The organism is Nostocoides sp. HKS02, assembly GCF_009707485.1.
Classification (GTDB): Bacteria; Actinomycetota; Actinomycetes; order Actinomycetales; family Dermatophilaceae; genus Pedococcus.
In genome coordinates, this window is record NZ_CP046121.1 from 1,288,324 (window position 1) to 1,302,096 (window position 13,773).

At 72.0% G+C, this 13,773-nt stretch carries 16 protein-coding genes; 4 read left to right on the plus strand and 12 right to left on the minus strand.

Annotated features, from left to right (window positions below; translation table 11 throughout):
• Window positions 1–10: 10 nt before the first annotated feature.
• Complete coding sequence (locus GKE56_RS06120) at window positions 11–679, plus strand: TrkA family potassium uptake protein (RefSeq protein WP_154683779.1); 669 nt, start codon at window positions 11–13, stop codon at window positions 677–679.
• Window positions 680–696: 17 nt separating this feature from the next.
• A complete protein-coding gene (locus GKE56_RS06125) occupies window positions 697–1,380 on the plus strand; it encodes a TrkA family potassium uptake protein (protein ID WP_154683780.1) in 684 nt (227 codons plus the stop codon).
• On the opposite strand, the gene GKE56_RS06130 is transcribed toward GKE56_RS06125, so the two are convergent.
• From GKE56_RS06130 to GKE56_RS06150, 5 genes are read right to left on the minus strand one after another with little or no spacing between them, the layout of a single operon-like run.
• On the minus strand, window positions 1,353–2,075 hold the full coding sequence (locus GKE56_RS06130) for a DUF3159 domain-containing protein (protein ID WP_154683781.1): 723 nt from the start codon (window positions 2,073–2,075) through the stop codon (window positions 1,353–1,355). The genes GKE56_RS06125 and GKE56_RS06130 overlap by 28 nt on opposite strands.
• The gene (locus tag GKE56_RS06135) at window positions 2,065–2,466 is read right to left on the minus strand and encodes an OB-fold nucleic acid binding domain-containing protein (protein ID WP_154683782.1); all 402 of its coding nucleotides are present in this window, start codon (window positions 2,464–2,466) and stop codon (window positions 2,065–2,067) included. Before GKE56_RS06135 ends, GKE56_RS06130 begins: the two co-directional genes overlap by 11 nt.
• A 5-nt stretch (window positions 2,467–2,471) precedes the next feature.
• Entirely contained in the window at window positions 2,472–3,254 is a 783-nt protein-coding gene (locus tag GKE56_RS06140; protein ID WP_154683783.1) for a DUF3710 domain-containing protein, read from the minus strand.
• A gap of 7 nt (window positions 3,255–3,261) precedes the next feature.
• Window positions 3,262–3,741, minus strand: coding sequence for a dUTP diphosphatase (gene dut / locus GKE56_RS06145; protein WP_154683784.1), 480 nt, complete (start codon window positions 3,739–3,741; stop codon window positions 3,262–3,264).
• A 53-nt stretch (window positions 3,742–3,794) separates the two neighbouring features.
• Window positions 3,795–4,094: a DUF4193 domain-containing protein gene (locus GKE56_RS06150; RefSeq protein ID WP_154683785.1), complete on the minus strand. Its 300-nt coding sequence runs from the start codon at window positions 4,092–4,094 to the stop codon at window positions 3,795–3,797.
• Window positions 4,095–4,416: 322 nt separating this feature from the next.
• On the opposite strand from GKE56_RS06150, the gene GKE56_RS06155 reads away from it, so the two are divergent.
• The gene (locus tag GKE56_RS06155) at window positions 4,417–4,602 is read left to right on the plus strand and encodes a hypothetical protein (protein ID WP_154683786.1); all 186 of its coding nucleotides are present in this window, start codon (window positions 4,417–4,419) and stop codon (window positions 4,600–4,602) included.
• Here GKE56_RS06155 and GKE56_RS06160 read toward each other — a convergent pair.
• The 3 genes from GKE56_RS06160 to GKE56_RS06170 are packed head-to-tail and all read right to left on the minus strand — an operon-like array spanning window position 4,587 to window position 7,258.
• On the minus strand, window positions 4,587–5,486 hold the full coding sequence (locus GKE56_RS06160; RefSeq protein ID WP_154683787.1) for an inositol monophosphatase family protein: 900 nt from the start codon (window positions 5,484–5,486) through the stop codon (window positions 4,587–4,589). The two genes, GKE56_RS06155 and GKE56_RS06160, sit on opposite strands and share 16 nt — an antisense overlap.
• Window position 5,487: 1 nt before the next feature.
• A complete protein-coding gene (locus GKE56_RS06165; protein ID WP_154683788.1) occupies window positions 5,488–6,609 on the minus strand; it encodes a ferrochelatase in 1,122 nt (373 codons plus the stop codon).
• A gap of 13 nt (window positions 6,610–6,622) precedes the next feature.
• Window positions 6,623–7,258: a trimeric intracellular cation channel family protein gene (locus tag GKE56_RS06170; RefSeq protein WP_154683789.1), complete on the minus strand. Its 636-nt coding sequence runs from the start codon at window positions 7,256–7,258 to the stop codon at window positions 6,623–6,625.
• A gap of 93 nt (window positions 7,259–7,351) precedes the next feature.
• Between GKE56_RS06170 and sepH the strand changes: the two genes are divergently transcribed.
• Window positions 7,352–8,272: a septation protein SepH gene (gene sepH / locus GKE56_RS06175; RefSeq protein WP_154683790.1), complete on the plus strand. Its 921-nt coding sequence runs from the start codon at window positions 7,352–7,354 to the stop codon at window positions 8,270–8,272.
• A gap of 259 nt (window positions 8,273–8,531) precedes the next feature.
• On the opposite strand, the gene GKE56_RS06180 is transcribed toward sepH, so the two are convergent.
• From GKE56_RS06180 to GKE56_RS06195, 4 genes are read right to left on the minus strand one after another with little or no spacing between them, the layout of a single operon-like run.
• On the minus strand, window positions 8,532–9,206 hold the full coding sequence (locus GKE56_RS06180) for a thymidine kinase (RefSeq protein WP_154683791.1): 675 nt from the start codon (window positions 9,204–9,206) through the stop codon (window positions 8,532–8,534).
• A 39-nt stretch (window positions 9,207–9,245) separates the two neighbouring features.
• Complete coding sequence (locus tag GKE56_RS06185) at window positions 9,246–10,376, minus strand: alkaline phosphatase family protein (protein ID WP_230209229.1); 1,131 nt, start codon at window positions 10,374–10,376, stop codon at window positions 9,246–9,248.
• Window positions 10,377–10,409: 33 nt separating this feature from the next.
• Window positions 10,410–11,015: a DUF5998 family protein gene (locus tag GKE56_RS06190; protein WP_154683793.1), complete on the minus strand. Its 606-nt coding sequence runs from the start codon at window positions 11,013–11,015 to the stop codon at window positions 10,410–10,412.
• Between the two features lie 51 nt (window positions 11,016–11,066).
• Complete coding sequence (locus GKE56_RS06195) at window positions 11,067–13,730, minus strand: bifunctional GNAT family N-acetyltransferase/acetate--CoA ligase family protein (RefSeq protein WP_154683794.1); 2,664 nt, start codon at window positions 13,728–13,730, stop codon at window positions 11,067–11,069.
• Window positions 13,731–13,773 lie beyond the last annotated feature (43 nt).

Consider the following 13,773-nt stretch of genomic DNA (forward strand, 5'->3'; position numbering starts at 1 on the left):
CGTCGGCGTCGTGCATTTCGTCATCATGGGCTGCGGCCGAGTCGGCTCGTCCCTGGCCGTGAGCCTCGAGAGCGGGGGCCACGACGTCGCGGTCATCGACCAGGAGGAGTCGGCCTTCCGCCGACTGGGGTCGGCCTTCGAGGGTCGGCGCGTCACCGGGGTCGGTTTCGACCGGGACACCCTCATCGAGGCTGGCATCGACAAGGCCTACGCGTTCGCCGCGGTCTCGAGCGGCGACAACTCCAACATCCTGGCCGCCCGAGTGGCGCGCGAGACCTTCGGGGTCGAGCACGTCGTGGCGCGCATCTACGACCCCGGCCGGGCCGAGGTCTACCAGCGCCTCGGCATACCCACCGTCGCCACGGTGAAGTGGACCGCCGACCAGATGCTCCGCCGGCTGCTGCCCCAGGGCCACGTCCCCGAGCTCGTCGACCCGTCCGGCAACGTCGTGGTGGCCGAGGTCACCGTGCACCCCGGCTGGGTCGGGCACCGGCTCACCGCCCTGGAGGCCGCCACCGGCGCGCGCACGGCCTACCTGACCCGCCTCGGGTCGGGCATCCTGCCGGGCCCGGACGCCGTCTTCCAGGAGGGCGACCTGCTGCACCTCACCACGCTGGCCACCGAGCTGGCCGGGGTCGAGCGCATCCTCGACGCCCCACCCAGCACGACCGACTCCTGAGGACGAAGGACACACACATGCGCGTCGTCATCGCCGGTGCTGGCAGCGTTGGGCGCTCCATCGCCCGCGAGCTGCTGCACAACGGCCACCAGGTGCTGCTCATGGACAAGGAGCGCAAGGACCTCCAGACCAGCAAGATCCCCGAGGCCAGCTGGTTGCTCGCAGACGCCTGCGAGATCACCGCGCTCCACGAGGCCGGGCTGGCCGACTGCGACGTCGTCGTCGCCGCCACCGGTGACGACAAGGTCAACCTCGTCGTGTCACTGCTCGCCAAGACCGAGTTCGGCGTGCCGCGCACCGTCGCCCGCGTCAACAACCCGAAGAACGAGTGGATGTTCGACGAGGCCTGGGGGGTCGACGTCGCCGTGTCCACGCCCCGCCTGATGACGGCCCTCGTCGAGGAGGCCGTCAGCGTCGGCGACCTCGTCCGGATCTTCCAGTTCCAGCAGGGCAAGGCCACCATGGTCGAGCTCACCTTGCCGGCCGACAGCCCCTATGCCGGCAAGCGGGTCGGCGACGTCGACTTCCCCGGCGAGACCGTGCTGGTCGGCATCATCCGCGAGGACCACCCGATCGCGCCCAGCCGCGACGACTCGCTCGAGCCCCACGACGAGCTGCTGTTCATCTCGACGCCCGAGTTCGAGGACGAGCTCGAGTCGATGCTCAGCCCAGGTCAGCGGGTGCCGCGCGGCGAGGAGTGACCGGGCTCCCCCTGCGTCACTGCGCCCTGCCCCGGTGTCGCCGTCTCCAGCGGCGTGCTGCCCCGCACGAGGATCGACCCCATGACGCCCACCGCCGCCAGCCACAGCGGCCAGCCCAGGACCACGCTGGCGACCCCGAGCCAGGCCACCTTGCTGGCGAGGTAGAGCGGGAGCATCACGGCAAGCCGGACGGCATACAAGCCCACGAGGACCATGGTGAGTCGCTGGCACACCCGCACCATGCCCGAGTCGCGGCGCCAGCCGAACGGGTCCTCGGCCATGTGCGGGTCGCCGGCCGAGACCATGAACCCCATCACTGGCCAGCGCAGGACCACCGAGAGCAGCGCGCCCGCCCCGAACGCCGTGCTCTTGAGCAGGCTGGGGAGGAAGGCGTCCTCAGCGCGTCCGCTGCGCAGGACGAAGAACGCGGCAACCCCGGTGGCCAGGGCAGCGGACAGCACGAACTGCAGGCTCTGGCGCTGCGCGACCCGCACGACGGCCAGGACGACGGTGATGGCCCCCGCGGCGAGCAGGGCCGGGACGGCCTGGTGACGCCAGGTCCAGACGACCACGAAGGCGAGCGTGGGCAGCGCCGCCTCGAGCGAGCCGCGCCAGCCGCCCAGCGCGGCCGAGAGCCGGTGCCGGATCACCGCCTCGACGGTGGGCCCGGCGCCCGACGCGGGGTCAGTGGGCACGGATCGGGACGATCTCGTATGCCGGGTTGAAGATGGTGGGGATGCCGCGGGTGTAGGTGACCCGACCGGTCGCGCGCAGGTAGGTGCCCGGCTCGACCCCGCCTATGGTGCGCCGCCCCAGCCAGACCAGGTTGATGGTGCGGCTGCCGTCGTAGAGGTCGACGACGAGCGCGGGCACGTTGACCCGGGGTCGGAGGGTGACGGCGCGGACGGTGCCGGAGACGGTGGCCTCCTGGCGGTCCTCGAGGTCGCACATGCGGGTACACCCCATGCGGACCGAGTCCTCCTGGAGCTCGTCGGCCTCGAGCTGGGTGACGGACTTCGTCAGCCGCTCGCCCAGCCGGGCCAAGGGGTTGCGGTGCTTGGTGTCGCTCGAGGCGTGAACAGCCATGGTGGTTACCTGACTTCGGTGATCTCGGGACCGCGCTCGAACGGCTTGAGGTCGTCGGCTCGGCGCGGCTGGCCGTCGACATCCTCGGTGCCCGCGAGCTCGCCGGGGGCGACAGTCTCCTCGGGCAGGCGCAGCGGGAGCATCTCGCGCGGCGCCATCGCTGCGTCGCCGCGCACCACGACGGTGTCGCGGACGACCTCCATGAGCGGCGCGGCGGCCTCGTCCTCGATCGCGGCGCGGCCGGAGAAGACCGCCCGCAGGAACCACCGGGGCCCGTCGACGCCGACGAAGCGCGCGGGGGCGTAGACGGTGCGGCCATCGGGCCCGGCAGAGGGCATGCGCGTGCGCAGCTCGCGACCCAGCTCGCCGCGGACGTCGTCGGCGGTGCCGCCCTGGCTGACGATCGACTGGGCGATCTCCTCGCGGATCTCGTCCCAGACACCTGCGGTCCGCGGCGCGGCGAAGGCCTGCAGCTGCACGGCCGAGTCACCGATCACGGCGGTGGCGCCCACGACCTGCTGCCCCTCCTCGTCGACCTCGAGCCGCAGCTCCATGCCGGCCACGCCACGGATGCGCAAGGCACCGAGGTCGAGCCGGCCGTCGTCGCTGGACTCGACCTCGGCGGCATCGAACGGCCCCGAGCCAGTCGGCTCCACCGCGGCCGGGGCGGTGCCTGCGACCTGCGGGGTCTCCAGCTCGGCTGCCGAGCCGTCGGCGGCGCTCGTGACGCCCGTGGTGGGGTCCTCGATCGCGTCGGTGGTGCCCTTGCGTCGTCGGAAGATGCTCACTGCTGGGTCAGTCCTTCACTGTCTGGATGCGCTCGCCGAAACCGCCACTCGCGCCGTGACCAGTGTCCCCCCGCGAGGTGTCGTCGAGCGAATCGACCTCGACGAAGTCGACCGTCGCCACCTGCTGGACGACGAGCTGGGCGATCCGGTCCCCGCGGCGGACGGTGAACGCCTCGCGCGGGTCGAGGTTGACGAGGTTGACGAGGATCTCGCCGCGGTAGCCGGCGTCGATGGTGCCGGGGGCGTTGACGATGGTGATGCCGTGCCGGGCAGCGAGCCCCGAGCGGGGGTGCACCAGCCCGGCATACCCGATGGGCAGGGCCACGGCCACACCGGTCGGTACGAGCGCCCGCTCCCCCGGCGCCAAGGTGACCTCGGCTGCCGCACACAGGTCCGCGCCGGCGTCGCCGGGGTGGGCGTATGCCGGGGCGGGCAGGTCGGGGTCGAGCCGGCGCAGCGGCACGGGAACGCGAACAGGGCCAGTCACGTGGACTGACCCTATCTCGCGTGACTCCGGCTCGAGAACGGTGCTCACAGCCGTCAGGCTGCGCACTCCCGGCACACCATCTGCCCGTTGACCTCCTTGGCCAGCTGGCTGCGGTGGTGGACGAGGAAGCAGCGCGAGCAGGTGAACTCGTCGGCCTGGCGGGGCAGCACCCGCACGGAGAGCTCCTCACCGGACAGGTCGGCACCTGGCAGCTCGAAGCCCTCGGCCTGCTCGGTCTCGTCGACGTCCACGCTGGAGGCGCTCTTGTCGACGCGACGGGACTTCAACTCCTCGATCGAGTCCTCGGACAGCTCGTCATCGGTCTTGCGCGGCGCGTCGTAGTCAGTCGCCATGGTTGCTGTCGCTCTCCCTGTTTCTCTCTCACAAAGTCCGTCCATCCCCGATGCGGGATGAACAGTCGCCCGTGTAACGCAGATCGCCGTGGTTTTGTGCCCACCGCAGGCGGGGATTGTGCCCTATCGAGAGGCTGGAGTCATCATCCGGTCCAGAAACGGCGTGAGCAGGGCCTTGGAAGCGTCTGGGTTCACCCAAGATTCACCAAAATCGGTCGCCCCAATTCCCTCCGGAGACGCCCGCACCCGTAGAGTCCTACCTCCGGCCCGACCCAACCCGACACGTGTCGCCACCGCGGCGGCACACCGAGAGGGGTGCATGATGACCGAGTTCCACGCTGAGATCAGCCAGCGCGCCGCACGCGCTGTCCAGTCCCTGCGCAGCGCGCAGGAGGCGGGCGACGACTACCTCGTCTCCGTCCGCGAAGCCGAGCTGGAGGGCTTGGCTCGTCTGGCGACCGAGCACGGTCTCCGGGTCCCCGACCTCGCGCGCTACAGCGCGGCCTGACCCACCCCGTCCTGCTCGTCGCCGGCCGCCTCTGCGGCCGCCCGGACCACGGCCTCCAGCGCCACGTGCAGGGTCGGTGCGGCGCCCACCACCATGGCGGTGTCCGGCGGCCCGCCGGCCAGACCGGTGAAGCGTCCTCCCGCCTCGGTCAGGACCAGCCAGGCCGCGGCGAGGTCCCACGGGTTGAGCCCCCGTTCGAAGTAGCAGTCGAGCGTGCCCGCGGCCACGGCGCAGATGTCGAGGGCCGCGCTGCCGATCCGGCGCACGTCCCGGACCTGGGTGATCACCCCGGCGAGCACCCGGGTCTGCCAGGCCCGACGCCGGGCATCGTAACCGAACCCGGTTCCGGCGAGCGCCTGGCTCAGCTGCGGCGGGTCTGCGAGGGCGAGCTGTGTGTCGGGGCCGTCCCCCACGCGCAGCCACGCGCCACCGCCGAGCCGCGCGTGGAAGGCCTGCGCCGTCACCGGGTTGACGACGGCTCCGGCCACCGGGCGCCAGGCGCCCGGCTGGGACGGGTCGCCCACGACGGCGGCGACGGACACGGCATACGACGGGATTCCATAGAGGTAGTTGACGGTGCCGTCGATGGGGTCGACCACCCAGGTGATCTCGGACCGCGTGGACGTGCCGCCCTCCTCCTCGCCGAGGAACCCGTCATGGGGTCGCGCCGCCTGGAGCCGGGTGCGCAGGAGGTCCTGGGCGCGCTGGTCCATCACCGTGACGACGTCGGTGGCCGTGGACTTGGTGTGGGAGACGCCCAGGTCTGCTGGACGCTCGTCGACGATGAGCCGACCCGCCTCGAGGGCCAGCTCGAGCGCGAGCTGCTCGAGCCCCACGAGATCGTCGGGCGCCGGAAGCGGCAGGTCGGCAGAGAGGGCGTCCACGTCAGTCCCGTCCGCAGAGGGCGGGCCGCGCCTGGCGCAGGTTCGGACAGCACCCCGGGGCGCAGACGGACGGCATCGCCGCCCTGCCGGGCCAGGCCGGCCGCGCTGGGTCCTCACCCCGGGCCTCGGCGGCGCGCTCCTCGATGAGGTCGACCAGCCCCGAGACGAACTCGGGGTCGGTGCCCACGGTGGGCACCCGGACCAGCCGCAGCCCGAGTCGCTGCGCCGTCGCCGCTGCCTCGGTGTCGAGGTCGTAGACGACCTCCATGTGGTCGGAGACGAAGCCGATGGGTGCGACGACCACGGTGCTCGCACCCTCGGCGGCGAGCTCGGCGAGGCGGTCGTTGACGTCGGGCTCGAGCCATGGCTGGCTCGGCGGCCCGGATCGCGAGCAGAACGCCAGCCCACCCTCGAGGTCGGTGTCGAGGGTCGCGTTGACCTCGTCGGTGATGGCAGCCCCGAGGGTCAGGTGCTGGCGCCCGTAGGCGTTGCCGTCCTCGTCGCCAGGCCCGGAGGTGTCGTCCATGGCGGTCGGGATCGAGTGGGTGACGAACAGCAGGCGTATGCCGGTCGGGTCGACCCCATCGCGCAGCAGCCCACGGACCGCTTCGGTGACCAGGCGGGAGTTGGCTCGCGAGAAGCCGGGGTGGTTGGCGTACGGGCGCACCTTGTCGACGGCGATCTCGTGCCCCGCCTCGGCCGCCTCCTGCTGGGCGCGCGCGAGGTCCTCGCGGTACTGGCGGCACGAGGAGTACGACGAGTAGGCGCTGGTGACCACCGTGACCAGCCGGGACATACCCCGCTCGGCGGCGTCGGTCAGCGCTTCGACGGTGAAGGGGGTGAAGTTGCGGTTTCCCCAGACCAGCGGGGTGGCGATGCCGCGCCGGTCGAGCTCGGCGCGCAGGGCAGCCAGGAGCGCCCGGTTCTGGTCGTTGATCGGGCTGCGGCCGCCGAACCCGTAGTAGTGCTGCCCGACCTCCTCGAGGCGCTCGTCCGGGATGCCCTTGCCCGCCGTCACGGTGCGCAGGAACGGCAGGACGTCCTCGGGCTTCTCGGGTCCCCCGAAGGACAACAGCAGGATGCCGTCGTAGGGCTCGAGTGGGTGGTTGTCGGCGTCGCTCACGTGCGGGCTGCTTTCATGACACTTCTCCGGTTCGGAGGGGCTTGGGAGCGTGGACGTCGAGCACGACGGCCACCATGCGCAGGGCGAAGACCAGGGCCACGCAGCCCCACAGGACCGGCGGGGTGTCGTGGTCGAAGCGGTGGGCGAGGACGATGAGAGTGGCGCCGAGCAGGGCCGGCAAGGCGTACATCTCACGGCGCAGCACCTCGGGGACCTGGCCCGCGAGCACGTCGCGGACGATCCCACCGCCGACGGCGGTGACTCCCCCGATGATGACCGAGGCGAGCGGGCCCATGCCGGCGCCCAGGGCCTTGAGGGAGCCACCGATCGCGAAGACCGCGAGGCCGGCAGCGTCGAGCACCCGCACGACCCGAGAGATCCGCGCCACCGCCGGGTGGTACACGAAGGTGACCAAGCCGGCGACCAGGGCCGAGCACACCAGCCGCCAGTCGGAGATGCCGACCGGCGGGAAGTGGCCGATGAGCAGGTCGCGCATCACGCCTCCGCCGAGCGCGGCCGCGCCGGACAGAACCAGGACGCCGAAGAGGTCGAGTCGCTTCTTCACCGCGACGAGCCCACCGGACAGGGCAAACGCGAAGACACCGACCAGGTCGAGGGCCAGCTGGAGGTTCGCGTCGTAGGTGATCATCGCGAGGTCAAAACTACCGTCGCGGCGTGGTCGCTTTCGCGGCGAGGTCCGAGATGGCAGAGTCAAGGCGACGTGGCGATACGGGAGAAGGCAATGCGCGATCTGCGACTGATCGGTGTTCATGAGGACGGCCAGCACTTGCTGCTGTCCGATTCCGAGGGCGAGCGCTTCCGGATCCTTCTCGACGAGCCACTGCGAGCGGCGGCCCGGCGCGACCGGCCCCGCCTCGGCCAGCTCCAGATCGAGATCGACGGTGGAATGCGCCCGCGCGAGGTCCAGGCCCTCATCCGGGCCGGCCTGTCGGCCGACGAGGTGGCCGAACGCGCCGGCTGGACGGTGGAGAAGGTCCGACGGTACGAAGGGCCCATCCTCGCCGAACGCGAGCACGTCGCGGGCCTGGCCCGTGGTGTGCGCCTGCGGGCGCGCAGCGGTGCGGGTGCGAGTGCGCCGACGCTGTCCGCCCGCGTCAGCCAGCGGCTCTCCGGTCGGGGCGTGGACCCCGCGCTCGCCGAGTGGGACTCGGCTCGAGGCGAAGCCGGCGACTGGACCGTCATCGTCACCTTCCCCGCGGGCGGTCGCGAGCGCCAGGCACGCTGGAGCTTCGACGTGCCGAGCCGAACTGTCGCCGCAGCCGACGACGAGGCGCGCTGGCTCAGCGAGGAGGACTCGGCGGCGGCCGGTTCCCCACTGCCGGCCCCGCACCTGGTCTCCTCGCCCGTGCGCTCGACCACCGTCTTCGACGTCGAGGCTGAGGGCGGGGTCGCGGGAACGACCCGCCGCACTCCCCCGGCCCTGCGCACCGAGGAGCCGCTCGACCTCATGATGGCGATGCGCGAGCGCGCCTCGCACCGGGGACGCCCACGCCGTCGCAAGGGCTCTGCGTCGCAGACGCCGCTCGACGAGGCGCCCCGCGAGGACGCCCTGCCCCTGGAGGACCTCGCCTACGACCCGGAGTCGATGCCGCCACCGCCCGCTGCCCGCGGCATACATCCCCCTGGATGGCGAGTCGGGTGACGCTGACACGCTCGACGACACGCTCCACGACGCGGCCGACCGTCCCACCGAGAGCGCCCCGCCGACGCCCGAACCACCCTTCTCGGCGCCGGCATCCTCGGTCGGCGACGACGTCCTGCCCGCGCGGGACTCCACTGCCGACGACGAGCCGGAGCGGAGGACGGTGCCCGAGAAGCGCGCGGTGAAGAAGGCCGCCCGCAAGGGCGTGCCCAGCTGGGACGACGTGATGTTCGGGGCCAAGCCGCAGAGCTGAGCGGCGCTACTGCTGCGGGACCGGACAGACGTCCAGGTCGAACGGCAGGACATCGGGTGACGCGGCGGCCGTGCGGGCGGCGGCGGAGTTCATCCGCCGCATGAAGTGGCGTCGGCACAGCACCTCGTACTCCACGAGCGTCGCCGAGCCGGCCACCGTGTCGCCGACGACGACCTGCTCGCCCTCGACGACCATTGCGCCGTCGACCACCCGCGCGTTGTGGGTGGCGCGCCGGCCACACCAGCACAGCGCCTCGACCTGGAGGACCTGCACCCGGTCGGCGAGCTCGATCATGCGCCGCGACCCGGGGAACAGCTGGGTACGGAAGTCGGCCGTGATCCCGAAGGAGAAGACGTCGACCCCCATCTCGTCGACGAGCTTGGCGAGCTGCTCCACCTGAGCGGGTGTGTAGAACTGCACCTCGTCGCAGATGAGGTAGTCGATCCGGTGGCCGGTCGTCGCGTGCTCGACGACGGCATCCCAGAAGTCCAGGTCGTCGGTGACCTCGCGCGCCGGTGTCGCCAGGCCCAGACGCGAGGACAGGACGTCGCTGCCGGCGCGGTCCATCTTGGTGTAGATCAGCCCCGCCCGACCCCGGGCCCGGTGGTTGTGGTCCATCTGGAGCGCCAGCGTTGACTTGCCAGAGTCCATGGTGCCGGAGAAGAAAACGAGCTCAGCCACGAGAGGACACCCTAGGCGGTGGCCGGTGCGCGCCGGTGCTCACGCGCTGTCCCGTGCGGCCACCTGGAACAGGGGCACGGCCGACTCGTCGGCGGTGAGCGACCCGTGCAACCCGACCAGGGCCAGCAGCTGGGGTCGGGCGCGCCGCGAGTCGACGATGGCGAAGTTGTCACGCATGGCGACGACCAGGTCGCCGATGCGCGGCAGGTTCACGGGTGTCACCGGACCGAACCAGCCCTCGGCGACCGCTTCGTCGCGCGTCCGCAGCCAGGCCCGCTCACCGACCCGGGCCCGCCACGTCTGGCCGACGTCCTCGGCAGCGCCCGGCTCGCAGTAGAGCTGGGGCGCGCGGGCCTCGCCCCCGACGTGGCGGATGCCAGCAGCCAGCTCGGGGTCGTGCGCGAGGTCGATCCGCAGGGCGTGCGGCGCATCGATCATCCCGTGGTCGGCGGTGATGTAGACGGCGGTGTCAGAGGGCACCGACCGCACGAGGCGGGCGAGCTCGGCATCGATCGCTTCGAGCTGGTCGCCCCACTCCCACGACTGGCACCCGTGGACGTGCCCGACCTTGTCGAGGTCGCCCCAGTACAGGTAGACCAGGGCCCGCCGGTCGGCACGAACAGCGGCCAGCGAGGCGTCCACGCGCGCCGCGAGGGTGTCAGCCGCCCGAAACCGTCCGCCGCGTAGCGCTGCCTGGGTGAGCCCCGACCCGTCGAAGAACGCCGGCCCGACCCGCGTCACGGCCACGCCGTCGGCATCGGCCGCCTCGAACACGGTCGGCCGAGGCTGCCACGTGAGCGGGTCCGGCCCGTCCTCCCACGAGAGCTCGTTGACGAGCCGGTCCTCGCCCGGCACGAGCACCTCGTAGCCCAACAGCCCGTGGGCCCCCGGCGGGAGCCCGGTGCCGAAGGTGCCCATCGACGTGGCCGTGGTCGACGGGAACCCGGCCGCCAGCCGGTATGCCGCGGGCAGCAGCGAACGCAGGAAGGGTGCGTGGCCGCCGCGCCGGCGGATCAGCTCATAGCCCAGGCCGTCGACGAGGACCACGACTGCCCGTCGGGCCGGCGCCACGGTCAGCCCGTCATCGGCGGCATATCGGTCCACCCCGAGGCTGCCCGCGATGGCCGGCAGGACGGCTGCCAGCCCTGCTGCGTCGTAGCGCGGTGGCATCAAGCCGTCGTACGGCATGGGTGGGCGTGGCTCCTAGCGGCCGATGCTGGCCGACAGCTCGCGAGCGAAGCTGAGCGCCTGCTGGAGGGCGTCGGCACCCTCGGCATCGGCACTGATGCGCAACGAGATGTCGTCGGAGGCGATGCTGCCCTCGTAGCCGTGGTCGGCATCGCAGTCGGGATCGGCACACGAAGCCGGGACGAGGTCGACCCGGCTGACCGCACCCCACCCGAGCGTCAGGGTGATCTCGCGCCCGAGCGAGCCGGGGCGGTAGTCCTGGGGGTTGGTGACGACGTGCGTGAGCATGACCCCCCGCACGGCACTGAGCGGCACGCTCTCGGTGGTGGCGGTGGCCAGGTCCTCGTGCTCGGGCCGCTCGTCGGTGTGGTCGTCGGCGTGGGCGATGACCAGCCTCGAGCTCGTCAGGGCCAGCACGGTGATGTGGCGACGCACCGCGTCGTGGTCGAACGTCGTCTCCTGGTGGACCAGGTGCGAGACGACCGGCTCGCCCGCCAGCGCGGCCTGCACGACGTCGCCCACGAGCGCCGGGTAGTAGCCCGCGCTCTCGATGGCGCGGGTGAGGTCGTCAGGCAGTGGTGCCAGCGGCGTGGCTGCGCTGGCGGAGGAGGCGGAACCCATGGGTCCATCTTGCCCTAGGTGGTCCAGGACCGCCGGGCCAGCACCCTGGCGCTAGGTGAGCGAGCGCCTGCCCGGGTCCTTGCGACGGGGTGTCGGAGCCACGACGGCCTCGGCGCCGAGCACATCCACGCCACCGGGGTGGGCGTTCACCGGGTTGAGCACGAGGCTGGCCACTTCCGGCAGGTTGTCGGCGAGCACGGAGACCCGGGCGATGAGGTCGGCCAGGGCTGCCCGGTGCACCGGAGCGGCGCCCCGGTGACCGTGCAGCATCGGCGCGGCCCGGACCGAGGAGATCAGGTCGGAGACGTCCACATCGGTCAACGGCGGGATGCGGTGGCCGATGTCGCCGAGCAGGTCCGTCGGTGGACCGGCGATGCTGAACGAGACGACCGGCCCGAACAGGGGATCCTCGTCGGAGCGCACGACGCAGGAGACGCCCGGATTCGCCATCCGCTGCACGACGAAGGTGTTGGCCGAGAGCGGGGCGAGCCGGTCGTTGAGCGCGGAGTACGCCTCGCGCAGTCGCGCCTCGGAGCCGAGGTCGACGCGGATGCCGCTCAGGCCGGGCTGGTGACGCATCAGGGGGGCCACCGACTTGAGCACGACCGGGTAGCCGACGAGCTCGGCCGCGGCCACCGCCTCCTCGGCGGTGCGGACCGGCACGCTGCCCCAGACATGGATGCCGTACGCGTCGAGCAGCTCGGCGACCTCCGGCTGCTCGAGCCGCCGGCCCTCCGGCGACTGCGCCAGCACCCGCTCGACGAGGCGCTCGGCGGCGTCGCGGTCGATGCCGAGCGGGACCACCGGTATGCCGCGGTCGCGAGCCCGCCACTCGGCATACCGCGTCGCGGCGGCGAGCGCGCGCACCGCGTCCTCGGGCATGGAGTAGGCCGGCACGACGAGCTTCTGGCCGTCCTCGCCCGTCTCGGACAAGCGCTCGACGACCCCCCGCATGCCGAGGAAGGTTGCGAGACAGGGCTTTTGGCCCGCCACGGCGGCATCTCTCACCGCAGTCGCGACGTCCTCGTCGAGGGTGACGAGCGGCGGGATGAAACAGGTGAGGACACTGTCGACCTCGGGGTCGGCGAAGGCAGCCGACAGCGCCTCGGTGAACTGCTCGCCGCGCGCGTCGCTGTGCAGCGAGACGGGCCCGTGGGCGACCTGGAGCCCCCAGCTGACGCAGGCCTCTGCCGTGAGGGCGCCGAGTGCGTCGGAGTTGCCGACGATGGCGACGCGGTTGCCGGTCGGCAGGTTCTGGTAGGCCAGCAGCTGCGCCACGTCGAACATCTGGTGGACGTTCTCGACGCGGATCACGCCCGCCTGGCGCAGCATCGCGTCGAACGCCTCGGGCCGCACGCGCGTCGGGCGGGCCCGGTGCCCTGGCGGCACACCGTAGGACGACACCCCCGACTTCACCACGATCACGGGCTTGGTCGAGGCGAGGCGGCGGGCGATCCGGGAGAACTTGCGGGGGTTGCCCATCGACTCCAGGTACAGCCCCACGACATCGGTGTCGCCGTCGTCGATCCAGTACTGCATGAAGTCGTTGCCGGAGACGTCGACGCGGTTGCCGGCCGAGGCGAAGACGGAGATCCCGAGGCCCCGACGGGCGGCCGAGGCGAGCACGGCGATGCCGAGGGCACCACTCTGGGCGAACAACCCCAACCGCCCCGGTGGCGGCAGCTCCGGGGCCAGCGAGGCGTTGAGCCGGACCGAGGGATGGTTGTTGATCACGCCGAACGAGTTGGGCCCGAGGACCCGCATGCCCGCCTCGCGCGCCGCGGTGAGGAGCCCGTGCTGCCGCTCCTCTCCCTCGGGGCCGGACTCGGCGAACCCGGCGCTCACCACCAGCAGGGTCTTGACCCCGGCCTCGGCACAGTCCGCGACGACCTCGAGGACCTCCTCGGCGGGCACCGCGACCACGGCGAGGTCGACCTCGTCGGGGATCTCGCTCACCCGCGCGTAGGAGTGCAGGCCCAGGACCTCCATCGCCTCGCGGTTCACCGCGTGCACCGCGCCGTGGAACCCGGAGGCCTGGATGTTGGCCAGGATGTGGTGGCCGATGGAGCCCTGGTGCCGACTCGCGCCCACCACGGCGATGGAGTCCGGGAACAGCACGGAGTGCATGCTCACGGACTCGGCCCGGTGCTCGCGGGAGAGCCGCACGGCTTCGGAGCGTTCCGTCGGCTGGATCCGGAACCGCAGCGAGACCACGCCGTCGGCGAAGTGCCGGTCGACCTCGTAACCCGCGTCGGAGAACACCGAGATCATCTTCCGGTTCTGGGGCAGGACCTCGGCCGTGAACTCGGTGACGCCGGCCTCCCAGGCGATGACTGCCAGGTGCTCCAGCAGGACCGAGCCAATCCCCTTGCCCTGGTAGGCGTCTGAGATGTTGAAGGCCACCTCGGCGCTGGTCGGAGTGATCCGGTCGTAGCGGCCGATGCCGATGATGTCGCCCCGGACCGTGGCGACCAGGGCGACCCGGTCGTGGTAGTCGACGTGGGTGAACCGGGTGACGTCCCGCTCGCTCAGCTGCCGGAGCGGAGCGAAGAAGCGCATGTAGATGGACTCTTCGGACTGGCCGGCGTGGAAGCGGTGCACCGCCTCGGCGTCGGCCGGCGTGATGGGTCGCAGGTGCGCGACCGAGCCGTCGCGGAGGACGACGTCCGCCTCCCAGTGGGCCGGGTAGCCAGGAGGACGGACGGCCTCGGTCATGGCCCAAGAATGTCATGCCCGCGGTCGGCGACGCGCCGGTGTC

Coding starts and splice junctions, on each gene's coding strand:
- GKE56_RS06150 (WP_154683785.1), bottom strand. CDS start 4,094: ATGGCGACTGACTACGACGCGCCGCGCAAGACCGATGACGAGCTGTCC.
- GKE56_RS06190 (WP_154683793.1), bottom strand. CDS start 11,015: ATGGGTTCCGCCTCCTCCGCCAGCGCAGCCACGCCGCTGGCACCACTG.
- GKE56_RS06195 (WP_154683794.1), bottom strand. CDS start 13,730: ATGACCGAGGCCGTCCGTCCTCCTGGCTACCCGGCCCACTGGGAGGCG.
- sepH (WP_154683790.1), top strand. CDS start 7,352: ATGCGCGATCTGCGACTGATCGGTGTTCATGAGGACGGCCAGCACTTG.
- GKE56_RS06170 (WP_154683789.1), bottom strand. CDS start 7,258: ATGATCACCTACGACGCGAACCTCCAGCTGGCCCTCGACCTGGTCGGT.
- GKE56_RS06155 (WP_154683786.1), top strand. CDS start 4,417: ATGACCGAGTTCCACGCTGAGATCAGCCAGCGCGCCGCACGCGCTGTC.
- GKE56_RS06185 (WP_230209229.1), bottom strand. CDS start 10,376: ATGCCACCGCGCTACGACGCAGCAGGGCTGGCAGCCGTCCTGCCGGCC.
- GKE56_RS06125 (WP_154683780.1), top strand. CDS start 697: ATGCGCGTCGTCATCGCCGGTGCTGGCAGCGTTGGGCGCTCCATCGCC.
- GKE56_RS06135 (WP_154683782.1), bottom strand. CDS start 2,466: ATGGCTGTTCACGCCTCGAGCGACACCAAGCACCGCAACCCCTTGGCC.